Consider the following 25,530-nt stretch of genomic DNA (forward strand, 5'->3'; position numbering starts at 1 on the left):
TCCATGAGTTGGATTTCATATTTATCGTTGCTCATTACATTTCTTATGTAAACGAATAAAGACGGCAATAAGATACGTTCGGGTATTTATAGGGTGTACTTATAGAAATATTCAATGAATGGGGGAATTGACGCTTGCAGTTGGGAATGATAATTTAGATATATCATTTAAACCAATAAGTCCAATGAGATAAAGGGGGTATGTGGGATGACACATATCGTGCATGCAGCAGCTGAAGATATTCGGAGCGAGGATTCGCTGTTATTGATCAAGGAACTGAGTGAAGAACTGGGTTTGTTATATGGCGGTGATGGAACTGCAGGATTTCAACTGTCAGATGTTGAGGTGCCACGTGCAGCCTTTATCGTTGCCAGGATCGACGGGTATCCGGTTGGTTGCGGAGCACTTAGACCCCTTGATGAAACATCTGTAGAAGTTAAACGCATGTATACACGCAGTGGTTACCGCCGTAAAGGGATTGCCCAGGCTATATTGGCCGAGGCAGAGCGTCTTGCGAACGAACTTGGTTATACCAATCTGAAACTGCAAACAGGTCCCTTGCAACCAGAAGCTGCAGCGCTGTATGAGCGTGTAGGGTATTATCGAATTCCTGTTTTCAGTGGCAATTGGGACAGAGTGTTGGCCTACCAGAAAGATCTGGTACACGAAAAAGTATAATTCTACGAAACACAAGATAAAAGTAAAAAAGTCGCCGATTGGCGACTTTTTGCATTTTAACATACTCCATTTACTCCAATTATCTCATCTGAAAATATAGACAAAAGCGTTCAATCCGTTGCGTTATTATTGATCAATGAAGGTTCTTGATGTTGGACACCCCATTCGCATAGTCCTTCCAAAACGGGCAATAACGTTTCAGCTTTGGCTGTCAGACGGTACTCGACTTTAGGAGGGACTTGGGGATATTCTTTCCGTTCGACCATACCATCTGCTTCTAATTCTTTGAGTTGTGAACTCAGTGTTTTATACGTGATGGCGCCGATCTGTCTTTTAAGTTCATTGAAGCGGACAGGCTGGTTCTCAGCCAGTAGATACATAATCACCATTTTCCATTTGCCACCAATGACAGACAACGTATATCCAAAAGGGGTATCTTGAATGTTTTTAACTTTACCGTGGTATTCAGTCATACTCATCATTTACACTATCCTTCCGGGTAGTACCTATCATAAAAGACCGTACTATTTATTTGTTTGGGCTCAGTTTATACTAACCTTACTTTGAAGTAAAGGAGATTTACGATGACTCAACAAACAATACGTTGTCATGTTTGGCGGTGACTGATTGGTTGAACAAGCCCCGTTTGCTTATTTAAATGAACGATATGGCGGAGAACTTGGTTTGATATGGATTGATGCCCATGGTGATTTGGTTAGATACGAGGGCTATGATAAAGGTCATACTTTACCGCGCTTGAGAACCTTCTTGGGGAAGGCGATCCGGAGTTTGCCAAACATGTGAGTGTCCCCTTGAAGCCCGAACATGTCTTCATGGCCGGGTTGACAACCCCCACGGAACAGGAAACCGAAGTAATTCAAAGATTGGGTATCCGAACGGCTGGAACTGCAGAATTAACCGATGGCATGGATTCGATTAAGAAGTGGATTACAGAAAACGGCATCAAACACCTGGTAATTCACCTTGATCTGGATGTGCTTGATCCCAATATGTTCCGTTCATTGTTATTCGCCAAACTAGGGGAACCTTATGTGTTTTCACCAGCGGGAACCATGCAAATACATAGGATAATAACAAGAATATATCAGAATACTGATATAAGGAGTCAAAATATAGGAAGATTACAGATAGAAATATCAATATTATTATATGGGTGGTTCGACGAGAATCAGAAATTAAACAAACTGAGGAGAGACACCCAGATGGTCACGTTATTGTTAATCATTATTTATCTCGCATTTATAGCGCTGGGATTACCGGATGCTTTACTTGGCAGTGCCTGGTCCGTTATGAAAAACGATATACATGCGACAACAGAAATGGCTGGTTACATATCGCTAATCATTTCATTTAGTACAGTAGTGTCCAGTCTGTCCGCCAGCCGATTGTTACACCGATTCGGAACGGGTAAAGTCACATTATTCAGTATCCTCTCAACAACGATTGCGCTGTTGGGATTCTCATTCTCTGAGAATTTTGTGTTTTTACTGATTCTGGCGATCCCTCTCGGCTTAGGTGCAGGTTCAGTGGATGCGGCACTAAGTAATTATGTAGCATTACATTTCAAGGCCAAGCATATGAACTGGTTGCATTGTTTCTGGGGAATTGGGGCAGTGACAGGCCCACTCGTTATGGCATATTGGCTGAATCAAGCAAACAACTGGCGTGCAGGATACGTTACTGTGGGGTTGATTTTGCTTGGGATCGCGGTGATTTTATTATCAACTTTGTCTCTATGGAAGATTTTTGAGAAGGGCAGAGTAGAGGGTTCAGGTGATGAGAAGAAACGCGTAAGTAACCGTGAGGCCATACGTATCCCCGGCGTGAAAATGTCGATGCTTGCGATGCTCTGTTACAACGGTTCCGAAACTGCTGCCGGTCTGTGGATGGCTTCTTTCTTCATTGTTAGCAAAGGAGTTTCTCCAGGTACTGCCGCAGCATTATCCTCCCTATTTTTCATTGGCATTATCTTGGGACGCGTAATTTCAGGTTTTCTTTCGACTCATGTATCCAGCAAAAATCTCATCAGATATGGTGGAATCGTTGGATGCTTCGGATTAGTTATCCTGGTTATGCCGATTCCTTACTGGATTGCTGCAGGGGCTTTATTTATCGTGGGATTGGGCGGAGCACCGATCTATCCGAGCATTGTTCATGCGACACCGGAACGCTTCGGTGAGAAGGCATCCCCAAGTGTAATTGGACTTGAAATGGCCAGTGCCTATACGGGTTCAACACTCATCCCGTTAGGTATGGGACTCATAGCCAGCCAATGGGGAATGTCAATGGTACCCCTGATCCTGCTGATTCTGTTCAGTGTCATGTTCGCGGCTACAGAGCTGGTTAACAGAAGCAACAAGGCTACGCGCCTGACCGTATAGCTCTTGCTATAGGTCATTAAGGCTCTGCCACTATACAACAAAGGAACAACCATCGCTGGTTGTTCCTTTTGGTGTGTGTAATTTTTTATAAGAAAATCAGCAACAATGTACCTGCGGCAAAACAGTAATACGAAAAGTATTTCAGGTTGCCTTTGGCCATAATGCCCATAAACCATCTCATGGAGAAATAGGTGACGAAGAGCGTCGTGATGAATGCGATCAGATAAGGGATAGCCAGCTGTGATCGATTCGGATCATTGGCAATGTCGGATACCCCCATGATGAGTCCACCAATACTTATGGGAATGTACAGCATAAATGAGAACTTCAAAGCTGTTTCCTGTTTCATGCCGACAGCGATGGACGCAATTACAGTTGCCCCTGAGCGGCTAATCCCCGGAATAAGAGCGACCGCCTGAGCCAGACCTACCAACAATGCATCTTTTGTAGACAGATCACCGTCTTGCTTGCGACCACGAAGATTACGAATCAACCATAAGGCAACTCCAGTGATCAATAGCGCGATGGAAACGGTATATACGGATGAGAAAATTTCTTCAATCCGGTCCTTGAACAGGACTGCAACGACAGCAGCAGGGATCGTACCAATAATTATGTATAAGCAAAACATGAAGTCTGCTCGATATTCTTCTTTACGAGTACGCAGGTAACCGAGTGCACCAATAATCAACTTTTTGATATCTTGCCGGAAAATAAAAATAATAGCGATAAGTGATGCCGTGTTAGTTAAAATCTCAAATGACAATCCATTCTGCTTGATGCCCATGAGCCTCTGGGCGATGATCAGATGACCGCTTGAGGAGACGGGAATCGGCTCCGTTGCACCTTGAACAATACCTAAAAACAAATACTTTAACCACAATATGATCTCTTCCATGTTTTCCTCCTTGAATACGTTTCATTGGCTTTTCAAAACTCTCTTTTTAATAAAAGTGATATGTCTACTCTATTGATGATAGCTGTTTAAGTTGGTGACTTGCAAGTTAGAGTTCATAGAGAGAGGGAAATAAACATAGCTTGTCAAATCCTGCATAGCATGATATCGTTGATAACGATTATCAATATCAATGAAAAGGTGGGTTTATTTTGCGTAAACAGATAAAATCTATATGGATCATGATGGCGCTTATCTTGCTGATTGTACTTAGTGCATGTGGTCAGTCTGCCACGACCAATAGTACAACCGGGGACAGCACGAATGCAGCTGCGGAGACAGAAACCAAGACGAACTCGGATTTAGCTTCTTCCGCTGAATCAACGGCAAGTGCCGAAGAGGAACTTGTTACATATCAATCGGATGCAGGTGAAGTACAGGTACCGAAGAATCCTAAGCGCATTATTGATTTGACATCATTTTCGACAGGCTACTTTGTTGCCCTGGATGCACCGGTAGTCGGCGCCTTATCAGGAGCGATGAATAACAAATATATCAAGGACCAACTTGCAGCAGCGGGCACCAGTGATCTGGGTGAAGAGCCTACGCCAGAGAAGCTAATCAGTTTAAAACCTGACTTATTTATCGTGTACACTGGAACAGAGGGTATCGACAAGCTGGAGCAGATTGCGCCTGTTGTACAGATTGCTTATGGTAAGCGCAATTTCAAGGATCTAATGATTGAAATGGGTAAGCTCACCAATAGAGAAGACGCTGCTAGAACTTGGATTGCTAAATGGGAAGCGAAGATCAACGAACTGAAGCCCAAGGTTCAGGAAGCTGTAGGAGATCGTACCGTTTCCATACTGAATCCATATGCCAAAGGATTATTTGTATTTGGTCATAACTATGGTCGAGGCGGTGAAATTATTTACGGGGAGTTTGATCTCAAGGCACCAGCCAAGGCCCAAGCTGAAGCGATTGACAGTGGAACTGGATGGGCTTCAATCTCCATGGAACTATTACCGGAGTATGCAGGTGATATCATCTTTACCAGCCCGTGGTCGGGAGATAAAACCGATCCCAAGATCGTATATGACAATACATTATGGAAGAACTTGCCTGCTGTGAAGGCAAGTCATGTGTTCCAGCTTGATCCGACTTCAGACTCGTACAACGATCCGTTAACGTTGGAAGGTCAGCTGCAATTTATTTCCGATAGCCTGCTTACCGCGAAGTAAGATTGCTGCATAAATGGTAATACTGGAGCATTTCCAAACGTCGTTACAAGACGGGGAAATGCTCTTCTTAAGAGATTAGAATGTTATATACGTCGATCTTGGATGCATTTTGACCAATGTAATTAAGCTTGATACAATAGGATAACAGCTGATGAACATTAAATATCAAGTGGGGTGATCCAGATTGCAGCAAAAGAGTGAACGTTTGAATGTTTGGTTGGCTTTCTCTAACATTCATACCCATCTGAACGAGAAGCTGGAACAAGCTCTGCTTCAACAATATGACTTATCTTTGAAGGAATTTTATGTGTTAAACTTCATATATAATGCGGAGGGTAAGGAATTACGCCTACAGCAACTTCAAGATCTGGTGGGGTTGAGCCAAAGTGCTACTTCCAGGCTCGTCGTCAGGATGGAAGCCAAAGACTGTGGGGCTCTGGAAAGGCATGCATGTGAAGATGACCGTCGTGGCATTTATACTCGTATTACGGAGCTTGGAGAGAATAAATACAAGAAAGCACTCCAAACGTTTAATCAGGTCTTGCAAACTGAATTGGAACAGGATGGATTTGAGACTCGATTAGAGAACCTCACTAAAGAATTGTTCTAAGACTAGGGTGAATATAGGGTAATGTAGTCATTTACCCTATAAGAAGACTTGACACTCATTAATATATCCTTTAAATTAAATGCATGCGCATGAATTTAATGTGGATGCGGTGATTTTGTATAAAGGAGGCACTGAGTAGACTTTGATCCAAAACAAAATTTTCGACGATATCTGATGAATTAAGAGAGGGCTATACAATGATTATGTTGATGCTTTTGACCTTCATATTAGGTATCTTCATCGTTGTACGTCAATTTTGGCCACTGCACAATCTTGAATATATAGATTATGAAGTATTTCTCAGACATGAGCGTGATTTTCGGCTGTATAAAGTGATTGATATTCGAGATGCGACGGATTATATGGCTAATCCTACTCCGGATACGATTAATATCTCATTGGGACGCCTTGCTTTCACATGGGAAAAATACCTTCTTCGAGAAGATAACGTAATTATAATGTCACCTGGTATGCTTCAATCCAAAAAGGCTGTCCGTATTTTGCGAAAGCATGGATTTGAATGTCTTTATGTGATGAAGTAAAAGATAAATGTGAGTTCTAAATCATACGGAATTATTAATTGCAGGTATTATTTCGATGCTTGCGCATGCATTTTTATTATACATGATTTATGAAAAGGGGAATTTTATTTTGATGACAGATTTGTTTAGTCCATATTCTTTTAAAAGCCTAGAGCTTAAAAACCGTGTCGTAATGGCTCCAATGTGCCAATATTCAGTTGAGCAAAAAGATGGTATAGCAACCGATTGGCATTACATGCACTACGTTAGTCGTGCTGTGGGAGGAACAGGTCTCATTATCATTGAAATGACAGATGTGGAGCCGGATGGCCGCATTTCGGACTTTGATCTTGGGTTATGGTCAGATGAACAGATCCCAGCTCTGAAGCGGATCGTAGATGCGTGTCACAGTTATGGTGCCAAGGTCGCTATACAGATTGCGCATGCGGGCCGCAAAGCAGAAGATGCTGAGGTTCCAGTAGCACCTTCCGCGATCGCCTTTGATGAGAATTCCAAGCAACCAAGAGCGCTCACAACGGACGAAGTAAAAGGAATGGTTGAGAAATTCCGTAGTGCAGTAGCGCGTGCTGTGAAAGCTGGTTTTGATGCGATTGAGCTTCATGGTGCACATGGATATCTGATTCATCAGTTCCATTCTCCACTTACAAACAAGCGAGAAGACGAATATGGCCAAGATTTAACGTTATTCGGCCGGAAGATCATTCAGGCTGCAAAGGCAGAGATGCCGAAAGATATGCCTTTGATGATGCGTATTTCAGCTAAAGAATATGTAGAAGGTGGCTATGGCATTAACGAAAGTTCCGAGTTTGCCAAGGCTTATAAAGAGGCAGGTGTTGACGTATTTGACATCTCATCTGGTGGCGAGGGACCTATTGCTGCATGGGGCAGACCAGGGACTCACGCGGCGTATCAAGTACCTCTGGCTAAAGCAATCAAAGAAGCTCTTGATGTACCCGTGATTGCTGTTGGAAGACTCGATGATCCTACGTTGGCGAATGCAGTCATCGGAAATGAAGAAGCTGATCTCGTTGCGGTTGGAAGAGGTCTGTTAAGAAATCCTTACTGGGCTTTGGAAGCTGCGTCTGCTTTGCGCAAGACAACAGACGTTCCAAAACAATATACGACTGGTTTTTAATGTATTAATAATTTAACGATTTAATGATCTTCATTAATCCTTGCATAGGGAAGGACTCCGACTGACAAAACAGAAGGAGTCCTTTTTGAGGTTAAACTAGGCGAGGTAAAGGAACGATACTAGCCAGTAACCAGTCAAGAGATGGTAGTCGTCTCATCGGTTTTACCTCGCAGGCGTTTAATGTCTTCTCTGGGTGGGAATCCAAACATGCGAGAATATTCACGACTGAATTGGGAAGGGCTCTCGTAACCTACCTGAAATGCTACATCTGCTGCATCGGTGGACTTGGATAATAACAAGCGGCGGGCTTCTTGCAGCCTAAGTTGTTTTTGAAACTGAATCGGACTCATGGCAGTCACTTCTTTAAAGTGTCTGTGCAGCGAGGCAGTACTCATATTTGCCAAATCCGCCAATTCCTCAACCCGAAAATTTTGCTCAGAATGATTCATAATATATTCAATAACGTCTCTGATTCGATAGGTGTGGCTGCCCTCCATGGTAGCTTGTTCCAAGGCAATCCCATGTGGGCCCTTCAGAACTTTATAGAGAATTTCCTTTTTGAACAAAGGAGAGAGCAGTGGGATATCTTCCGAATGATCTTCCAACAAACGGGCTAACCTGACGACCGCATCCAGCAGAGACGGCTCAGCTTGGCTGACAAACATCGCACGTCTCGTCGTTTTTCGCGGTCTTGCTGGGAAATCGGAATGGTTCAATACCTCCAGAATCTCACTGGATGTGAATTCAAGTTTCATGGCCAGATAGGGAGCCTCAGACGAGGCTTGAATCACTTGTCCACTAACCGGCAAGTCAACGGTTGCCACGATATAACTTCCTGGACCATACCGGAAACGATCTTGTCCCAGTAGGACTTCTTTCTCACCCTGAACGATAATGCAGAAGGATGGTTCATTCACTCTAAATATAGGTTCAGTGACAACGGATTCCCGGATTAAAAATAATGAGGGAATGGCAGTAGAATGCACCCCGTCCTTGTCAGAATAACGGTCAATGAGTGTGGCTAATTCGTTCTGTTGTTCGTGTATTTGATCAGACATGCAAAGTTCTCCTTTTTTCCTCACAACATAATAATCACATTCTAACGTATATTGACCGAAGGCGGTAGAAAACGGATAGAAATAGGCAAACATTTGATGTGAATGGATAAGACATGCTGAGTGCTGGTTGCATATTCACAATTACACAGGTCATGATATACAACAAGTACAGAAGATATACACTTATGGTTCAGCTAATACATGATCAGATGAGAATGAAAAGGGTATCTGCATCTTTTATTTACTGATCGTTCCCGATGTGTTAGATTGATTTTGGGAGGGAAGTTGAATGGCTAGAAGTAAAGAGTTTGAAGTGAACGAAGTATTGGATAAAGCAATGAAGATCTTCTGGGAACAAGGTTACGAGAAAACGTCGATGAGTGACCTGGTTGAGCATATGGGAATTCATCGCAGGAGTATATATGATACATTTGACGACAAACATTCGCTGTTCTTGCAGGCAATCGATCGTTACAGAGGTAAGGTCAGCGCCACATTACTTGCAGAAATCAAGGCATCCAAGACGGCAGTGGAAGCACTGCATAAAATTTTCGATGTTATGATCCGTGAAGCAGAGGAGACACCATCGGGTTGTTTGATCGTGAACTCGGCTGTGGAGCTAGGCGCGCGTGATGAAGAAGTGGACAACCGATCCCTTGAATCATTTAACGACACAGAGCTGATGTTCGAGCAGATTATTCAATGGGGACAACGGGACGGAGAATTCGCCTCAGACCATGATGCGAAGGAAATGGCAGAGTACCTGCACAATATTTCTGTCGGCATTAGAGCCATGGCAAGAACCTCGACGGATAAGGAAAAATTAAATCGCATTATCAATGTATCGATGAAAATTTTGGAGAAAAAATGAGTAGAGACGTACCCAAAAAAGTAGCTTGAAATCCGTTAGAGGACTTCAAGCTACTTTTTTTGTGCGCTAATTTTAGAAAATAGAAAGCATGAACCATCAATTGGTGATAGCATTTTCCATCGGTTTAATTTTATGAATCTCTTCGGTTCCAGCCTCCAAAGCTGTTTCGTAATAGGAGCGTTTGTGCTCGATGACTTCCATGGTTCTTCTTAGTTCCTCCATTTGTGCTTCCACAATAGCTTTTCGCTCCGTAAACATGTCATATCTTTGCTTCAGCGAGGAGTCCCCTTCAGAGCACCATTCAATAAAGTCCTTAATGTCTTTAATAGGCATGCCGGTCAGCTTCAGACATTGGATGATCTTTAGAAAGTCAATGTCGGAGTCTTTGAACAAACGTGTTCCACTCGTGGTACGTTCCACAAAAGGCATGAGTCCTTCCTTGTCGTAGTAACGCAATGTATATACTGTAAGGTCTAATTTTTTGGCAACTTCACCGATTGAATAGGTCATTTAGAATGAATTCCTTTCTACTAGGGGTAGACTTCGAGTTAACTCTAGGATTGATCCGAGTGAATTCTAACATGTTGGATTACTGGATGTCAAAGTACGTTGGAGATAAAAAATAAGATAAACATTTGACCTAGAGTTAACTAGAGGGGGTAAGATTATTTTGAACTTTAAATTACTAGGAGGTTATCCCATTGATTATAGCTAAAGCCAGAGCCGTTGACGGACCAGACCAACAATTCAGAAGTGCTGAAATTAAACGACGTAATCTGGATACTAATGATGTATTAATCGAGATTAAATATGCCGGTATTTGCCATTCTGACATCCATACTGCCCATGGTGAATGGGGTCCAGTGAATTATCCACTCGTTCCTGGCCACGAAATTGCCGGGATTGTAACCGATGTAGGTAGCGGAGCCTCAAAATATAAAGTTGGTGACCGAGTAGGAGTCGGATGTATGGTCGACTCTTGTGGTGAATGTGTTAACTGCCGCAAAGGTGAAGAGCAGTACTGTCTCAAAGGAAATATTCAAACTTACGCTGGAGTAGACAAATACGGTGAGCCTACGCAAGGTGGGTATTCAACTCATATTGTTGTCGTAGAAGATTTCGTCGTTCGCATCCCTGATAACATTGCACTTGATGCAGCTGCACCTTTGCTGTGTGCCGGTATTACGACATATTCACCACTTCATCATTGGGGAGCTGGCCCGGGTAAGAAAGTTGCCGTTGTAGGTATGGGCGGTCTTGGTCATATGGCTGTCAAAATTGCACATGCGATGGGTGCCGAAGTAACCGTTCTTTCCCAATCCTTGAGCAAAAAAGAAGATGGACTGCAATTTGGCGCAGATCACTACTTTGCCACAAGTGAACCGGAAACATTCGAGAAACTTGCAGGCACCTTTGATCTGATGATTAACACGGTAAGTGCGAATATTGACATTAACGCTTATTTCTCACTGCTCACGCTGGATGGTACACTCGTGAACGTGGGTGCTCCTCCAGAGCCTTTAGCTGTTAACGTATTTTCTCTTATCGGTCATCGCCGTTCATTCGCAGGTTCCATGATTGGTGGTATTCGTGAGACGCAAGAGATGCTTGATTTCTGTGCAGAACATGATATTGCGCCTAACATTGAGGTCATTTCCGCCGATCAGATTGACGAAGCCTACAAACGTGTATTGGCTTCCGACGTGAAATATCGCTTTGTTATTGATATCGGCACCATGTAAGTGTGAACTGTGCAATAGTGATAGTTAAAGATAGAAGAAAGCAGCTGCCGCCAAGGTCAGCTGCTTTTTGCTTTTCAGTTTGTTAATTGCTGATCGTTCTACAATCAGCACTCTTATCGCAACGAACAGAAGATACCTGCGTCCAATAACTAGTTGGAAAAATATGAAAGGAGTGGGATGAGAAAGATGACAGTATCATTTTCACATCAGCCTGAAGGGTACGAATGTCCATTTTGTCGTATTTGGGGTATTGAGCGACCTGATCAGGGAACAAAACAAAGGGATATCATCTATCAGAATGAAAAGGTAACGGCATTTATAGCAGGCAAATGGTGGCCAAACAATAAAGGACATGTTCTTATTGTTCCGAATCAACATTTCGAGAACATCTTTGAACTCCCTGCGGATTACGCTGTTGAAATTCACCACGCGGCTCAGCTTACAGCATTTGCAATGAAAAGTACATATGGATGTGATGGGATTTCGACACGGCAACATAATGAACCTGCTGGCAATCAAGACGTGTGGCATTATCATCTGCATGTTTACCCTAGATACGTGAATGATCAACTTTATCTGTATAATGGTTCTCAATCCGATCCTGATGAACGTGCTTTCTATGCTGATCAGTTGCGTTCTTGGATAAAGGAAAACATTTAAAGTCTAGCAGGCTGCTCATTTTTTGTTGAGTTATCGGGCAGATAAGGGGTTTTGAATTTGATATTCATGATAGAATGAGTTTGAATGGGGCAAATTAAATAGTATATTTTATGATATGGGGGAAACCAATGGAGACCTTTGCAGAATTTATAGCACGCATCGATAACCCGGAACACCAGGCACGAACGGAAGAAGTCTTGAACTGGATTACTGAAAAATTCCCGAATTTAAAGCAAAAAATAGCCTGGAACCAACCGATGTTTACTGACCATGATACCTTTATCATTGGCTTTAGTGTATCCAAGCAACACTTGGCTGTTGCTCCCGAAAAGGCAGGAATTAATCGTTTTTCGGAAGAGATCACACAGGCGGGTTATGATCACACCAAAGAGTTGGTGCGGATGAAGTGGAAACAGGAGATTGATTTTTCGTTACTTGAGAGAATGATTGAGTTCAATATAAAGGATAAGGCAGAATGTTCAACATTCTGGCGCAAATAAATCGCGATATAAAAAGAAGACCCCAACTTCCGGATGTGGAAAGAGGAGGTCTTCTATATTTTAAGCAAAAACGATTATTGAGCACCTACAACATGGTGAGGTATATAGGGCTCTTCAAGGAATGAGACGTCTTCTGAGGTCAACTTAACAGAAAGAGCACCTACCGCATCTTCCAGATGCGATATTTTGGTGGCACCGATAATTGGTGCTACTACAGTGTCTTTTTGCAGCAACCACGCAAGTGCAATGTGAGTGCGAGGGACACCGTATTTTTCTGCAATGGATGCAACTCGTTCAACAACAAGCCGATCCGCATCGCTAGTCGCATTGTACTTGGATTTCTGAACTTTGTCTGTCTCGGATCGAAGTGTTGATACGGACCAGTCACGGGTTAACCTGCCTGAAGCTAGGGGACTGTAGGGAGTTACACCAATCTTCTCTTCCTTGCATAAAGGCAACATTTCTCGTTCCTCTTCACGGTAGATGAGATTCAAGTGGTTTTGCATGGAGACAAACTTGGTCCAACCATTTTTCTCTGCTACATGTAATGCTTTTTGGAACTGCCAAGCGAACATGGCTGAAGCCCCAATATATCTAACTTTACCGGACTTCACCACATCATGTAAGGCTTCCATGGTTTCTTCAATAGGCGTATTGTAGTCCCAACGATGAATGATATAGAGATCCACATAATCGGTTTCCAATCGTTTCAGGCTTTTATCAATCTCACTCAGGATGGCTTTTCTGGAAAGCCCTGAACCGTTGGGTCCTTTATGCATTTGTCCGTGTACTTTGGTTGCAATGACAACCTCATCCCGATTTGCATAATCTTTTAACGCCCGACCAAGGTATTCCTCGCTTGTACCCAGAGAGTATACATTAGCTGTATCGAAGAAATTAATGCCTAAATCCAACGCTTTTTTGATCACAGGGCGAGAATTTTCTTCATTCAGTACCCATTCATGAACCCATTTACTGGCATCCCCAAATCCCATACATCCCAAGCAAAATCGAGATACGTCCACGCCTGTGTTACCAAGTTTTGTATATTCCATATCATGTTCAAATCCTTTCTAGTGTTTATTATTTCCACCAGTATGGTGATCTATATACACATTATTATGTCATAACGAATGAACCAATCTGTACCACATTTCTATCAAAGTTTTGCCTAATCCTATCAGATTCTCTGAATCTGAATCAGTTGAGCCATTAAAGTTCTCCTATAAAAAGAACAAGCCATGCGTTTCTCCGTTGGAGATTCAAATGGCTTGTTCATAAAATATTATTTAATCATTGTTTGGTGAATCCAATCGCTTATTTTGGTTAATTTAAGATTGGCTTTGATGTTATCATCCAACTCTTGATACCGTGGAAGAAGATCTGTATGCCCATCAATCCATTGGTACAATCCTTTAAGACCTGCAGCTGTCTCACTTCCCAACAAAGGCTGAATCGCTGCTTCAAAATGATCAAAAGGTAGAGACATGAAGCTGATCTTTTCACCTAATACAGCACTGAATTGTTCCGCTAATTGTGCACCTGTCAGGGCTTCTAATCCCGGTGCTGGGATAATGCTTCCTGCCAATTCCGAATGAGTCAAGGCATAATAGTGGAATTGAGCTGCATCGTTTAAGCTAATCCAGGAGATCGGCTTGTCTGCTGGTACCGGGTAGGCCAAAACGCCATTGTTCAGTATTCCGGGAATCAGGAAGTTTTCCAAGTATACAATGGGTTCCACAATGATATATGGAAGACCACTTTGCTGCAATTCATGGATAACTTCACGTTTCAATTCAATTCCTTTGGAATGGGTGATAGGGTCAGGAACATAGGTACCCGTGTTAACTACAATCAATTTAACGTTTGCCTGTATAGCAGCATCAATTGCATTTTTGGTATATTGTCTGATCTTATCCGGATTGAACTCCACCGGCAGGTTTAGGAATACTTTACTTACACCTTCATGCGCCGCATGGAGCTGTTCTACATCTGATAGATCCCCGATGAAAGCTTCAATGTTTTGTTCCTTTAATGTTTTGGCTGTTTCCTCATTTCGAGTAATCGTGCGAACCTCAAAACCGTGTTGAACGAGTAATTGAGCGACAGCGCCGCCTTGGGATCCCGATGCTCCATATACTAAAAATCGATCATTCTGTGTCATAGTGGTCAATAACTTCCTTTCAATATGTCATTGGAATGGATGAGTTAACACTCAGCATTGACCTCAGCATAACGGATTTAGAATAGGAGCGTAAGTACGCACATTAATGATATAAAGTATCCCTTGAGATACTATGGGAAGGCGTTTTACATATGTTTTGATCCCCAATCACCTAGCTGAAACAAGATCGAAGTCAGGCTTTGTCCTTTTTCTGTAAGGGAATATTCGACTTTAGGTGGAACTACAGGGTGGGTAACACGGTTTATCAAACCAGCTTCTTCAAGTTCTCGTAATTGCCTGGTTAACGTGCGATGCGTAATGGGGTTAAGCATTTTTTGCAATTCATTGAATCGAATTGTTGAATGGAGGATGAGCCGATTTATAATTAATAGCTTCCATTTCCCACCAATCATATTGACTGCAAACTCAACAGGACAACGGTCCTCCACAGGTTCTATATTCATGTTTATGTATCCCTCCTAAAACATCAACTCATGTTTCATGTTTCGTTCATTTTATCGAATTTATAAAGGGGTGTATAGCTTACCACATTCAGGGTATGAACCATGCCCGAGACATAAAAAAAGATGCCCTCAGTGTAGCTCAAGGGACATCTTATTTAATATAAATTATTGTTCAACTCAGACAGAACAGAAAAAAAGCATTGAACGTGAAAAAAAGCCATGATATAATCTATAGCGCAATTGACATTTCTATTGATTGTAAAGGATGAATCATTATTTCTCCTAATTTAATTTTACATCCGACATTCCGATTTGTCAATGCTCTTTTTTTGGTCCTAATAAATGGAAAAGGGAGTGGACTCATTCATGGATAAAACAGTGGAATGGAAGTTGGAAGAGGAACGACTAGTGCAGGTGAGGAACAAACTTCAGGCACGACTCGACGAATTAGAACCGAAGGTTGCAGGACTGCATGAACAGGCTGCCGAAATTCGTAAACGCTTTTGGGAAGAAGTGACGATTAATACGGGTTCGTACACGGATTTTGAAGATGCATTTTATACCATTAATCAGCAGTCCAGAGTGTTGGCCGAGAGGGAGCGCGGGCACAAGCTGTTAACACAACAATGGAAAAATACAAAGAGACTGCTTCCAACGCCGTATTTTGGCCGTTTCGACTATAAGGAAAAAGGCATGACATTGACGGAACAGATCTACATCGGCGTATCATCCTTCATGGATGAAGATGGATTGAACTTTCTAATCTATGACTGGCGTACGCCAATTGCGAGTCTGTACTATGATCACTCTCCCGGACCAGCTAGTTATGACACACCTTCAGGACGAATCGACGGAAAGATGGAGCTCAAGCGTCAATTCCAGATTCAACATGGGCAGCTTCATAGCATGTTTGATTCAACTGAGACGATTGGTGACGAATTGTTGCAGCAAGTGCTCGCCAAGGGTGCAGACTCACAAATGAAGAGCATTGTAGCAACAATCCAGAAGGAACAAAACGCCATTATCCGTGATGACCGAAGCCGAATGCTTATCGTTCAAGGGGCAGCTGGCAGTGGCAAGACGTCAGCTGCGTTACAGCGAGTGGCCTACTTACTATACAAACACCGCCAGACCGTCAAAGCAGATCAGATTGTGCTTTTCTCGCCGAATCCGATGTTTACCAGTTATATTTCCACCGTGCTTCCGGAACTTGGCGAAGAGAACATGCAGCAGACAACTTTCCAGGAATATCTGAATTATTGGTTGGATTCCTCCTTACGACCAGAGGATGCCTTTGATCAGATTGAATATGTGCTGACAGCTCAGAATGATCCGGGATATGAAGCTCGTCTGGAGGCGATTAAGTACAAAGCTTCCGAGACATTCCTGCAAGTGCTCCAAAACTACGGTAAGTGGTTAGGAAGAGAGGGGATGCGGTTTAACGGGATTCAATTTCGGGGACGTGAATTCATCACTGCGGACCGAATTAAGACTCAATTTTACAGTTTGGATCAAAATCTTACCTTGTCCAACCGTATTCTTCTTTTGCAGGAATGGTTGTTGAGAGAACTTGTCTCGCTGGAACGTCTGGAACGGGAAGCAGACTGGGTTCAGGAGGAATTGAATTATCTGGACACGGATGAGTATGTGGAAGCTTTCCGCATGTTGCACAAAGAAAAGCCTGTGTTCGATGTAGCGGAAAAATACGCAGCACGAGATAACGGTAATAACAGCGCAGAGCAAGATGAGGGTGCCTTTAACTTTGGAGTGCGGGAAGAGGAGTTGCTTCGTCAGAAACTGGTGAAAGATATGTTTAAACCTTTAAGAAAGAGTGTGCGGAAATTCCAGTTCGTGGATGTGAAAGGGATATACGAACAACTATTTGTAGATGAAGCCGCTTATCGGGAACAAACGAATGGGGCAATCCCCCCACAGCACTGGCCTGAGATTTGTAAACAGACCAAGGCCATGATCCTTCAGAACAAGCTGTTCCATGAGGATGCTACTCCGTATTTATATGTAAAAGAGATGATCGAAGGCGTCCGGACGAACACAGAGATTCGTTATGTCTTTGTCGATGAAGGCCAGGATTATTCGGCGTTTCAATACGAATATCTGAAGAAACTGTTTCCTCGTGCTCGCATGACAGTGCTGGGGGATTTCGGGCAAGCGATTTTTATGCAGGCTACGGATTTGGCAGCATCCAACTCGCCACTAGTTCACCTTTACGGAGAAGCCGATACTACATTGATACGGCTCGTACGCAGTTATCGCTCAACCAAAGAGATTGTTGAATTCACGAGACAGATGTTACCAGGTGGAGAAGAGATCAGACCCTTTGAAAGGGGAGATCAGAAGCCTCTTTTAACAGGATTGAAGGACGAAAAGCAGCGTGGTGCGCAGATTATCGCAGACATTGCCGCGCTTAAGGCAGAGGGGTTTGATTCCATCGCTGTGATTACGAAGACCGCGGCTGAAAGCCGTGACGCCTATGAAAGGTTGCAAAGTCAAGGCGGCGAAGGGTTGCAGCTCATAACAAAGGACACACAGATTTTCGAAAAAGGAATCATGGTTATTCCTGTGTACCTCGCGAAAGGCGTTGAGTTCGATGCTGTCCTGGTCTATGATGCTTCACCCGTTGATTACAGCCAGGAATATGATCGCAAGCTTCTGTATACGGCATGTACACGGGCCATGCACCGACTTCATCTATATACAGTGAGTGACTGGTCACCATTTGTGCAGGCGTTACCTGCGAATCTGTATGACATAAAATCATAATCCATATGTAAATCCATTCTCAATGAAGGACCAAAGAAAGATGCTCGGAGCCTTTTTTCAAAGGTTATCGGGCATCCTTTTTTTATGAAGATATGAATCATAAAAGTTATTCTTTACTGATCGTTCCCGATGTGATAAGTTGTTATTGGGAGTTATGAGAATGATCATTCCCATAACAGCTCGAAAATAAATAAATTCTCAATGAGAGGGAGTAATATTAAATGAATATTTCCAAACAAGTTGCTATTGTAAGTGGGGCTAATCGAGGGTTGGGCAAGGAACTTGCTCTTGAATTGCTGGCGCGGGGAACAAAAGTTTACGCTGGCGCAAGAAATCCTGAATCCATTGATCTGCCGGGGGCTATTCCACTGCAACTCGATATTACTGATCCACAATCTGTCATGGCTGCAGCTGAGGTAGCTAGTGATGTAACCCTTCTAATCAATAATGCTGGTTCCGCTACAGGTGCTTCTCTGCTCACAGGTGAGCTGAACGATATTCACTTGGAGTTCAATACACATGTATTCGGTACGCTTTCAATGATTCGTGCGTTTGCACCGGTGATAGAGAAGAATGGAGGCGGTTCGATACTGAATATCCTGTCTGCTCTATCTTGGCTCAGCCTTGGTAACTCAGGAGCATATTCAGCTGCAAAATCCGCTCAGTGGGGAATTACGAATGCATTACGTCTGGAATTAGCCCCTAAGAACGTTAGCGTTGCCGGATTGCACGTGGCGTTCATGGATACGGATATGACGGCAGGTATCGACGCACCAAAAACGAGCCCAACGGATATTGCCAAAATTGCAATAGATTCCATCGAAGCGGATCTCTACGAGATTATTGCTGATGATACCAGCCGGAATGTACAACAGGGTCTTGCTGGTGGTGTTGCTGCCCTTTACCCGCAATTGTTTCAAAAATAAAGAGGTGTAGATGCATTTTCACGCTATAAATAAAGCAACCCCCACCAGATAGGTGGGGGTTGAGTACGTCATGAATTCTCCAATTCCATTCCTTCAAGAACGGTGAGAATATGAGGTTTAACCTTTAACTGCACCGGCAGTAAGGCCGCTGACGATATATTTTTGCCCGAATAGATACAGGATGAATACAGGCAGGGAAGTAAGCACGAGATTAGCGAAGATCAGGTTCCAGTCCCGGCTATATTTGCCGTAGAAATTGTAGATCGATAGTGGCATCGTCCAGGTGGAACTGTCTGTCAGGAAGTACACCGGAATCGTGATGTCATTCCAGACGGACATGAACACCATGATGGCTACCGTTGCGTTAACGGGCAGGATGAGCGGTGTGACGATGCGGAAGAACACCCCGAACACACTTGCTCCTTCCAGAAATGCCACTTCGTCCAGCGCTCGTGGAATGGTTTTGATAAATCCACTATACAAGAAGACACTGAAGGCTGTATTTAACGCGGCGTAGATCAGGATAACACTTGTGATGCTGCCGTAGAATCCCAATCCCTGTACAACACGAATGGTCGTAATAATCGACATTGGTGCAATCAGTCCCATGAAGAAATACATGTAGATCGTGCCGGATAGTTTGGTTTCCCGACGTGCCAGAATGAATGCCGCTGCCGAAGAGGCAACGATATTAATAATGGAAGATACGCCAGTAATCAAAATGCTGTTGAAGAACGCTCGCGACAGACCGCCTTCCTGGAAGACACGAACATAGTTCGAGAACTGCCATGTTTCCGGAAAACTCAGGGAGAAGCTAAGCACTTCGGCGCTGGTTTTGAATGAACCAAAGATCAGAATGACAAGCGGCAACAGAACGATAAGAGAGGCCAGAATCAGGAAACCTTCCACGATATAGTTGCGGATGGCGAGTTTGCGTGTATAGCCCATGTTATTCCGTAACCTCCTTACGCCGCATGAAGATCAATAGCGGTATAGCAATAATGGTAACGACCACGAACAGTAGAGTGTTGACCGCGGTACCAAGTCCCCAGTTGCCTTCGCCGAAAGATCGCAGAATGATCGTACCTACGACCTGTGAAGCGTTACCCGGGCCACCACCGGTCATGACATATACTTCGGAGAATACTTTGAGTCCACCGATCAAGGTCAACATCAAGTTAATGTTAATCGCGGGCAGCAAGAGTGGTAGTGTGATTTTGAAAAAACTTCTCCACGAGCTTGCGCCATCAATCTTGGCGGCCTCGTAATACTCTTGAGAAATGGACTGCAGGCCCGCCAGATAGATGGCCATCTGGAACCCTGCACTCTGCCAGATCGAGACGATGGCAATCGTCCAGATCACAATTGATGGGTTGGTCAGCCAAGCTTGGCTTAACGAATGTAACCCTACAGATTCCAATAGATTGTTAATCGTACCTTCGGTACGCAACATGGGAGTGAACAGAATGCTGATCACAAGAATGCTGAGTATGGAAGGAGAGTAGAAGATGGCACGTAGCAGGTTCTTCGTTCTTAATCGCATGTTAAGTCCTACAGCCAGCAATAGACCGATAACGTTTTTGCCCACGACAGTGACGATTGCAAATATCGCCGTGTTTTTCAGCGCCAGAATAAGCGTTTTGTCCGAGAAAATTTTCTGGAAATTATCCCACCCGATGAACTTCAGCTCCAGCCGATCCAGCCGCCAATCCGTGAATGAGTAATAGAAAGCGGCGAGAGCAGGCACAACGAAAAAGATGGAGTAGATGATCAGTGCGGGAAATATCATGTAATACGAATACAAATTTTTAGTCCTTTTCATGTCTCACACTCCGTTATAGCTAGGCAGCATAACGGTCGATCCTGTTATGCTGCCTTATATTTCACTCTTTAGAAACCTTCTACACCTTTATCCTGCATCAGCTGACTGAACTTCTCATCCCATGATTTCAGTACTTCTTCCGGTGACAATCCGCCTGCAAACTGATCCTGCAATAATCGGTACAGTTCGCTGCGATCAACCAGCATGTATGCGTCCGTTGTCAGCACGGTTTTCTTCGGCGTAATATAATTGTCTACAATATCCTGTTTGTAAGCTGGCAGTTCCGGTGTAGTAACGTCACTGAAATTGGATACGTATCCTTTGGAATCCACGATCTGTTGTGCGACATCTTTGGAAGCGATATAGTCCAGGAACTGCTTCGCCTCATCCAAATGTTTGGATTTCTTCGGAATGAACAGTTGTCCTCCGAGTGGACTTGCACCGAGACTGGCATTATCCGACGATGGAATCGGGAATACGCCCAGTTCCATATTTGGATCTTGCTCGGCCACGCCTTCAATTAACCAATCGCCCATAAACATCATGGCTACTTCCTTGTTCAGGAATTTACCTACGGCCATGTCATAGCTGTCGCTAAGCACATCCGTGTTGGTGTAACCTTTGGTGTAAATTTCATATTGTTGTTCCAGGAAAGTTTTGAATTCCGGGATATCAGACCATTTTTTCTTATTGCTGTTCAACTCATCAAAAAAAGTCGGTTCATTTTTGGCTACAAAATCGGCAAAAGCTGCTGCAGGCCAGATGTTGGCAGCCCAGGCATCTTTGTAAGGCATGAATACAGGTGTAATGCCACTTGCTTTGATTTTTTCACAGATCGCCAGGAATTCTTCGTAGTTCGTTGGAATGGACAACCCGAGTTCTTCAAAGATTTGTTTGTTATAAACGACCCCTTGCATCCCTGTATCTTGGCTGACATGGAAGCTGTAGAGATGGCCACCTGAAGAGAGGACGTCTTTGTTCACAATTCTGCTCGCCCAAGGCTCGTTGTCCAGAATTTCGAAGTTACGTTCAAGGTTCAGGTCCGTGACTGCGCTCGCCAGATTGTACTGAATAATGTCAGGCGTCTCATCTACAGCCAGTTTGGTTTGCAATACAGTTGTTGTTTGTTCCGCTGGAATCAGCTGCAAATTGACGCGAATGTTCGTTTGTTTTTCGAATGCATCGAGAATGTCCTGCTGGATGAAGGCAGAGTCCTGAGAACTTTTAGAGATTGCCAGCTCCAATGTGACTTTGCCACTCTTGCTGTCCCCGCCAGCAGCAGTCCCGGAATCCGTACCTCCTGATCCACAAGCCGTTAACGAGACCGATAATAAACTGGCCAGAATAATGGAAAACGCCTTTTTTCTTTTTATTGTTTTCAATGCAAATCCCCCTCTAAAACGTGTAGTGAATCCGTTTACAAGTCCGATTATAGATTCTTTTCTCGCCCCGGTACATGTCTGTGCTTGAACGTTGATGTGTAAAATCCTGAACTTGAAATCGCTATCATTTCATGAAATACCGTGATAGAGTAGACATGAATATAAGGGATTTCACATCATGTCAGAACAGGAGGGCATCTCTGAGAATGGCAAAGCTCATACATAAAGCAACTCAATTCAGTTTGCAGACAAAGGTGTTTTTGACATTTCTGGCTCTGCTTTTGTTCGTGCTGGGCTGTTTTATCGTTTATGTGAATGTGATTGTTGTCCGCCCGCTCAAACTGAAAACAGAGCAGGATACGCTCGTTACAGCTACGAAGGTAAGAGAGCAAGTGGATCTCTACGTAGAACAACAGAACCAGATGTCGCAGCGAATATTATCCAGCAAAAATATATTTGCAGCCATGGACAAGAGCTCCTCTGCGCATAGTAATTATGAAAGGCTGAAACAGATTCGGATCCTCAAAGACATTATGTTTCAGGCCATCGGGCCGAGTATGAATATCAAAGACATGTCCATCTACGACAATCATGGTGTTCTCCTGACAACATATCTGGGTTCGGGCAATCCTCCCGCAATATTGAACACCATGATGGAGAGTAGTCAGGTCGGACGAGATTGGACGGAAAGTGGTTTTGTTCTGCTGCGTCAAGACGATACGATCTCCTTTGTGCGCACGATCAATGATCAGAACGGCAAGGTGTACGGTTATCTTAGCATCCAGATGGAACAGGCCTATATACAGAATCTGACGGAGGGCATTACCGCTGGCGATGTCTATATTCTGAATGAACAAGGGGAGCAGATGACCGGCTCGGAAACGGGTGTGACATTTGCCAATTGGACAAAGCCTTCATCAGACGAGGGACTGGATGTGGACAAAAACGACAATTATATCACGCATTCCACATCACCCAGTACAGGCTGGATCACGTATATCATAACGCCCAAAAAATCTGTTCTGGGTTCGATCCATTCGGTTCAGACGATGTCCATTCTGCTGATTACAGCACTGATGCTGGTTTCGTTTGTGTATATCTTCCTGTCGACACGTAACCTGCTGCTGCCTATCCGCAAGCTACGTGGTCAGATCTGGCGCATGAACTATAGCAATATGAATCTGAAAGTGGATGAAACGCCGAAGAATAACGATCTCTCATTGTTGAATGAAGCCTTTCAGGATCTGATGGAGAGGCTGCAGCAATCGATTGACCGGGAAAAGTCGGCGCTTCATGAAGAAGTAAAGGCACGTAATTCGGCGCTGCAAGCCCAGATTGCACCTCATTTTATTCATAATGTCTTATACCTGATCAGTATAGCCGCCCAAGAGGGAAAGACCAAAGTTGTATCGGATATGTGCAAACATCTTTCGGACAGTCTGCGTTATATTGTCTCTTCACCATACGCGCATGTAACTTTGGCTGAGGAGCTTCAACATACGAGACATTATCTGTCCCTTGTACAACAAAAGTACGAAGAGGATCTGGAGTGGGACATCAGTGCTGACGAGCTGGCGAACGATATCAGGTTGCCGCGGTTGGTCATTCAGCCGTTTGTGGAAAACTGCATTGAACATGCCTTTGCCAACACTACGCCGCCTTGGCGTATCCAGATTACCGTGAAGCAATATAACGGATTATGGGCTTTGGAGATCAAAGATAACGGAGAGGGCTTTCCACCGGATAAGATCCAGGAGATTTTAGCCAATATTCAGGCATCGGGTTCTGGAATGAACCAGACTGCCAATCGTGGAACAGCCCTTGGTAACATGGGGATTATCAACAGTGTCAATCGACTCAAACTAATGTATAACAACCGGCTCTTTATTAATATATTTAACAATCATGCGGAAGAGCAACATGGAGCAACGATTCAAATCATCGGCTCACTGATGAAGGATTTTTACTAGCAAGGAGGTATAGGCGATGTATAACGCGATGATCGTTGAGGATAGCAAACCGATATTACGTAATATTAAAATGCTCTTGGAGACGCTGAGCTTCCCAATTCGTGTAACGGCTACGGCAACGAATGGAGAGGAAGCCTTGGCAGCGATAAAGCAGTCACCGATTGATCTGCTGTTGACAGATATACGAATGCCGAAAATGGATGGGCTGTCCCTGATTGAGCAAGCCAAGCTTGCCAACCCGGATCTGAAGGTTATCTTGATTAGCGGTTATAGCGATTTTGAATACACAAGAAAAGCATTGAACCTGCAAGTGTTTGACTATTTGTTAAAACCTGTCGAGCGAGAGGCGCTTGAAGAAGTCATGGGTCGGGTAATTGATCAACTTGATCAACAGATGTCCAAGGAACTGCTGGATTTGCAGGAAATCATTCATCCCCAAGGTGAGACTACGCCCAAACAAGGGGAGGAGTTTCCGCCTTTATTCAGCCAGATGATGATTATTATGAGCAAACAGCCTTTTACCGCAGGGCATGAACGATGGGTGCAGGTGGAACTTGAGCGCATAGTGCAGGATTTTTTTGCATTCCATCCTTGTCGTGTTTACACTAGTCAAACCCCATATCAATTTATCGCTTTTGTCAATAAGAGTGCACTTGAGGTGTACTCTTCCGTACATGAGTGCCTTGAATCGATGCGACGGCATTTGGTTGCGCATGACATCGATGCGATCATTGGAGGACAACTTCTATTCGCTGAGTCTGGTAATCTGCCGGAGCTCTATCACCGCATGTCGTCCATTTTGTCTGAGCAGCAACGGTTGAAACAAGGAATAGTGCTGGATACCGGTAATCCGGTGTCGATGGCCAGATCTGAGACAGGCTGTCTGGATCCGGTGCAGGAATCTGCTTTTGTACAGATGATACAGGCTCGGCAGAAAGAACGGTTTGCTCTTAAGTTATCCGAATTGCTGAATCGATGGGCAGAGGATAATGTACATATGACCGAGGTGGATCGGTTTATTGGTTTGGTCGTAGACACGTTTGCTCATCTGTACGAGGAACAGGGGTCGGGCATGAGATTGGGTCTGGAGCTTCGGTCAAGACAATTCGCCCAGGCACAGTCCTATGCCGATTTTTGCAGGGAACTGGCGGAATGGACGGGACAGTGCTTCGATATGCTGCAATCCCACGTTCGAAAAAGCAAGGCGATCCTGTTCGAACAGATTGACGATTACGTAAAACTAAATAAATACTCTCAATTATCTATCAACGACATTGCCATGAAGTTTCATATTAGCCCGTCGTACGTCAGCAGAGTGATCAAAAATGCAACACAAATTACGTTTGTTCAGTATTACACCCGGCTTCGCATTCAGGAGGCAGTCAGACTGATGGAAAGTCAACCCGACATGAAGTTTAAGGAAGTATCCGATTTGTTGTCATTTAGCGATCAGCACTATTTCTCGAAGGTGTTCAAAGAGTATACGGGGCTAAGTCCTACGGATTATAAACAACAGATGTCTGGTATAAAGAACCAATCATAGCTAACAAACCCTTTTTATTTATGTTATAATACGAAACAAATACGGCTTGTTACTGAATTTATTCAGGCAATACCTATGTATATACATGCTCAAAGTTTCTTTGGGTGTGCATATACATGGGTTTTTTTGCGTTTACTTGCCGAT

Annotated in this window: 24 protein-coding genes and 1 pseudogene; 15 read left to right on the top strand and 10 right to left on the bottom strand. The window is 43.7% G+C overall.

From position 1 onward, the window contains the following. The first annotated feature begins 207 nt into the window (after positions 1–207). Positions 208–678 (top strand): GNAT family N-acetyltransferase, encoded by a 471-nt coding sequence (locus F0220_RS14555; protein ID WP_091016394.1) that lies wholly within the window; start codon positions 208–210, stop codon positions 676–678. Positions 679–788: 110 nt separating this feature from the next. On the opposite strand, the gene F0220_RS14560 is transcribed toward F0220_RS14555, so the two are convergent. Beyond that, on the bottom strand, positions 789–1,157 hold the full coding sequence (locus tag F0220_RS14560; protein WP_149846922.1) for a winged helix-turn-helix transcriptional regulator: 369 nt from the start codon (positions 1,155–1,157) through the stop codon (positions 789–791). 124 nt (positions 1,158–1,281) lie between these two features. Between F0220_RS14560 and F0220_RS32885 the strand changes: the two are divergent. Continuing rightward, a pseudogene (locus tag F0220_RS32885) lies at positions 1,282–1,799 on the top strand (arginase family protein); the annotation flags it as partial. 102 nt (positions 1,800–1,901) lie between these two features. After that, complete coding sequence (locus F0220_RS32495) at positions 1,902–3,080, top strand: MFS transporter (protein ID WP_188310550.1); 1,179 nt, start codon at positions 1,902–1,904, stop codon at positions 3,078–3,080. Positions 3,081–3,165: 85 nt separating this feature from the next. On the opposite strand, the gene F0220_RS14570 is transcribed toward F0220_RS32495, so the two are convergent. Next, positions 3,166–3,978 carry an undecaprenyl-diphosphate phosphatase gene (locus F0220_RS14570; RefSeq protein WP_091016392.1) on the bottom strand — a complete coding sequence of 271 codons (813 nt, stop codon included), beginning with the start codon at positions 3,976–3,978 and terminating at the stop codon, positions 3,166–3,168. Positions 3,979–4,187: 209 nt separating this feature from the next. On the opposite strand from F0220_RS14570, the gene F0220_RS14575 reads away from it, so the two are divergent. The 4 genes from F0220_RS14575 to F0220_RS14590 all read left to right on the top strand — a co-directional run bounded on the left by F0220_RS14575 (position 4,188) and on the right by F0220_RS14590 (position 7,503). Further along, positions 4,188–5,216, top strand: coding sequence for an ABC transporter substrate-binding protein (locus tag F0220_RS14575; RefSeq protein WP_149846646.1), 1,029 nt, complete (start codon positions 4,188–4,190; stop codon positions 5,214–5,216). A gap of 184 nt (positions 5,217–5,400) precedes the next feature. Next, entirely contained in the window at positions 5,401–5,826 is a 426-nt protein-coding gene (locus tag F0220_RS14580; RefSeq protein WP_091016387.1) for a MarR family winged helix-turn-helix transcriptional regulator, read from the top strand. Between the two features lie 197 nt (positions 5,827–6,023). After that, positions 6,024–6,368, top strand: a complete 345-nt coding sequence (locus tag F0220_RS14585; protein WP_149846647.1) for a rhodanese-like domain-containing protein — start codon at positions 6,024–6,026, stop codon at positions 6,366–6,368. A gap of 112 nt (positions 6,369–6,480) precedes the next feature. Continuing rightward, positions 6,481–7,503 carry an NADH:flavin oxidoreductase/NADH oxidase gene (locus F0220_RS14590; RefSeq protein WP_149846648.1) on the top strand — a complete coding sequence of 341 codons (1,023 nt, stop codon included), beginning with the start codon at positions 6,481–6,483 and terminating at the stop codon, positions 7,501–7,503. 134 nt (positions 7,504–7,637) lie between these two features. On the opposite strand, the gene F0220_RS14595 is transcribed toward F0220_RS14590, so the two are convergent. After that, the gene (locus tag F0220_RS14595) at positions 7,638–8,561 is read right to left on the bottom strand and encodes an AraC family transcriptional regulator (RefSeq protein WP_149846649.1); all 924 of its coding nucleotides are present in this window, start codon (positions 8,559–8,561) and stop codon (positions 7,638–7,640) included. A 289-nt stretch (positions 8,562–8,850) separates the two neighbouring features. On the opposite strand from F0220_RS14595, the gene F0220_RS14600 reads away from it, so the two are divergent. Continuing rightward, complete coding sequence (locus F0220_RS14600) at positions 8,851–9,432, top strand: TetR/AcrR family transcriptional regulator (RefSeq protein ID WP_149846650.1); 582 nt, start codon at positions 8,851–8,853, stop codon at positions 9,430–9,432. 96 nt (positions 9,433–9,528) lie between these two features. Here F0220_RS14600 and F0220_RS14605 read toward each other — a convergent pair whose 3' ends face one another. Beyond that, positions 9,529–9,942, bottom strand: a complete 414-nt coding sequence (locus F0220_RS14605; protein ID WP_017688550.1) for a MerR family transcriptional regulator — start codon at positions 9,940–9,942, stop codon at positions 9,529–9,531. 191 nt (positions 9,943–10,133) lie between these two features. Here F0220_RS14605 and F0220_RS14610 point away from each other — a divergent pair, with 191 nt between their 5' ends. From F0220_RS14610 to F0220_RS14620, 3 genes are all read left to right on the top strand, one after another. Next, on the top strand, positions 10,134–11,174 hold the full coding sequence (locus F0220_RS14610) for an NAD(P)-dependent alcohol dehydrogenase (RefSeq protein ID WP_149846651.1): 1,041 nt from the start codon (positions 10,134–10,136) through the stop codon (positions 11,172–11,174). A 153-nt stretch (positions 11,175–11,327) separates the two neighbouring features. Further along, a complete protein-coding gene (locus F0220_RS14615; protein ID WP_223199949.1) occupies positions 11,328–11,834 on the top strand; it encodes an HIT family protein in 507 nt (168 codons plus the stop codon). Positions 11,835–11,962: 128 nt separating this feature from the next. Next, positions 11,963–12,334, top strand: a complete 372-nt coding sequence (locus tag F0220_RS14620) for an iron chaperone (RefSeq protein WP_105598678.1) — start codon at positions 11,963–11,965, stop codon at positions 12,332–12,334. A gap of 74 nt (positions 12,335–12,408) precedes the next feature. On the opposite strand, the gene F0220_RS14625 is transcribed toward F0220_RS14620, so the two are convergent. The 3 genes from F0220_RS14625 to F0220_RS14635 form a co-directional block, all read right to left on the bottom strand. After that, on the bottom strand, positions 12,409–13,389 hold the full coding sequence (locus F0220_RS14625) for an aldo/keto reductase (protein WP_149846652.1): 981 nt from the start codon (positions 13,387–13,389) through the stop codon (positions 12,409–12,411). A gap of 230 nt (positions 13,390–13,619) precedes the next feature. Next, positions 13,620–14,498, bottom strand: coding sequence for an SDR family oxidoreductase (locus F0220_RS14630; RefSeq protein WP_149846653.1), 879 nt, complete (start codon positions 14,496–14,498; stop codon positions 13,620–13,622). A gap of 146 nt (positions 14,499–14,644) precedes the next feature. After that, complete coding sequence (locus F0220_RS14635) at positions 14,645–14,962, bottom strand: winged helix-turn-helix transcriptional regulator (RefSeq protein ID WP_149846654.1); 318 nt, start codon at positions 14,960–14,962, stop codon at positions 14,645–14,647. A 366-nt stretch (positions 14,963–15,328) separates the two neighbouring features. Here F0220_RS14635 and helD point away from each other — a divergent pair, with 366 nt between their 5' ends. Both helD and F0220_RS14645 read left to right on the top strand, forming a co-directional pair. Further along, on the top strand, positions 15,329–17,743 hold the full coding sequence (helD, locus tag F0220_RS14640; protein ID WP_149846655.1) for an RNA polymerase recycling motor HelD: 2,415 nt from the start codon (positions 15,329–15,331) through the stop codon (positions 17,741–17,743). A gap of 221 nt (positions 17,744–17,964) precedes the next feature. Beyond that, positions 17,965–18,669 (top strand): SDR family oxidoreductase, encoded by a 705-nt coding sequence (locus F0220_RS14645; RefSeq protein ID WP_036616036.1) that lies wholly within the window; start codon positions 17,965–17,967, stop codon positions 18,667–18,669. 117 nt (positions 18,670–18,786) lie between these two features. Here F0220_RS14645 and F0220_RS14650 read toward each other — a convergent pair whose 3' ends face one another. The 3 genes from F0220_RS14650 to F0220_RS14660 form a co-directional block, all read right to left on the bottom strand. Next, complete coding sequence (locus tag F0220_RS14650) at positions 18,787–19,617, bottom strand: carbohydrate ABC transporter permease (protein WP_017688542.1); 831 nt, start codon at positions 19,615–19,617, stop codon at positions 18,787–18,789. A 1-nt stretch (position 19,618) separates the two neighbouring features. Beyond that, positions 19,619–20,491, bottom strand: coding sequence for a carbohydrate ABC transporter permease (locus F0220_RS14655; protein ID WP_036670879.1), 873 nt, complete (start codon positions 20,489–20,491; stop codon positions 19,619–19,621). Positions 20,492–20,559: 68 nt separating this feature from the next. Beyond that, positions 20,560–21,873: an ABC transporter substrate-binding protein gene (locus tag F0220_RS14660; RefSeq protein WP_091016368.1), complete on the bottom strand. Its 1,314-nt coding sequence runs from the start codon at positions 21,871–21,873 to the stop codon at positions 20,560–20,562. A gap of 206 nt (positions 21,874–22,079) precedes the next feature. Between F0220_RS14660 and F0220_RS14665 the strand changes: the two genes are divergently transcribed. Together F0220_RS14665 and F0220_RS14670 are read left to right on the top strand one after the other, a co-directional pair. After that, positions 22,080–23,843, top strand: coding sequence for a sensor histidine kinase (locus F0220_RS14665; protein WP_149846656.1), 1,764 nt, complete (start codon positions 22,080–22,082; stop codon positions 23,841–23,843). A 16-nt stretch (positions 23,844–23,859) separates the two neighbouring features. Continuing rightward, positions 23,860–25,386, top strand: coding sequence for a response regulator (locus F0220_RS14670; RefSeq protein ID WP_149846657.1), 1,527 nt, complete (start codon positions 23,860–23,862; stop codon positions 25,384–25,386). The last annotated feature ends 144 nt before the right edge of the window (positions 25,387–25,530 follow it).

The sequence above is a fragment of the Paenibacillus sp. 37 genome (assembly GCF_008386395.1).
In the GTDB taxonomy this organism is placed as follows: Bacteria; Bacillota; Bacilli; order Paenibacillales; family Paenibacillaceae; genus Paenibacillus; species Paenibacillus amylolyticus_B.

Coding starts and splice junctions, on each gene's coding strand:
- F0220_RS14665 (WP_149846656.1), top strand. CDS start 22,080: ATGGCAAAGCTCATACATAAAGCAACTCAATTCAGTTTGCAGACAAAG.
- F0220_RS14645 (WP_036616036.1), top strand. CDS start 17,965: ATGAATATTTCCAAACAAGTTGCTATTGTAAGTGGGGCTAATCGAGGG.
- F0220_RS14560 (WP_149846922.1), bottom strand. CDS start 1,157: ATGAGTATGACTGAATACCACGGTAAAGTTAAAAACATTCAAGATACC.
- F0220_RS14655 (WP_036670879.1), bottom strand. CDS start 20,491: ATGAAAAGGACTAAAAATTTGTATTCGTATTACATGATATTTCCCGCA.
- F0220_RS14620 (WP_105598678.1), top strand. CDS start 11,963: ATGGAGACCTTTGCAGAATTTATAGCACGCATCGATAACCCGGAACAC.
- F0220_RS14650 (WP_017688542.1), bottom strand. CDS start 19,617: ATGGGCTATACACGCAAACTCGCCATCCGCAACTATATCGTGGAAGGT.
- F0220_RS14625 (WP_149846652.1), bottom strand. CDS start 13,389: ATGGAATATACAAAACTTGGTAACACAGGCGTGGACGTATCTCGATTT.
- F0220_RS14605 (WP_017688550.1), bottom strand. CDS start 9,942: ATGACCTATTCAATCGGTGAAGTTGCCAAAAAATTAGACCTTACAGTA.
- F0220_RS32495 (WP_188310550.1), top strand. CDS start 1,902: ATGGTCACGTTATTGTTAATCATTATTTATCTCGCATTTATAGCGCTG.
- helD (WP_149846655.1), top strand. CDS start 15,329: ATGGATAAAACAGTGGAATGGAAGTTGGAAGAGGAACGACTAGTGCAG.
- F0220_RS14570 (WP_091016392.1), bottom strand. CDS start 3,978: ATGGAAGAGATCATATTGTGGTTAAAGTATTTGTTTTTAGGTATTGTT.
- F0220_RS14635 (WP_149846654.1), bottom strand. CDS start 14,962: ATGAATATAGAACCTGTGGAGGACCGTTGTCCTGTTGAGTTTGCAGTC.
- F0220_RS14590 (WP_149846648.1), top strand. CDS start 6,481: ATGACAGATTTGTTTAGTCCATATTCTTTTAAAAGCCTAGAGCTTAAA.
- F0220_RS14555 (WP_091016394.1), top strand. CDS start 208: ATGACACATATCGTGCATGCAGCAGCTGAAGATATTCGGAGCGAGGAT.
- F0220_RS14585 (WP_149846647.1), top strand. CDS start 6,024: ATGATTATGTTGATGCTTTTGACCTTCATATTAGGTATCTTCATCGTT.
- F0220_RS14670 (WP_149846657.1), top strand. CDS start 23,860: ATGTATAACGCGATGATCGTTGAGGATAGCAAACCGATATTACGTAAT.
- F0220_RS14630 (WP_149846653.1), bottom strand. CDS start 14,498: ATGACACAGAATGATCGATTTTTAGTATATGGAGCATCGGGATCCCAA.
- F0220_RS14600 (WP_149846650.1), top strand. CDS start 8,851: ATGGCTAGAAGTAAAGAGTTTGAAGTGAACGAAGTATTGGATAAAGCA.
- F0220_RS14595 (WP_149846649.1), bottom strand. CDS start 8,561: ATGTCTGATCAAATACACGAACAACAGAACGAATTAGCCACACTCATT.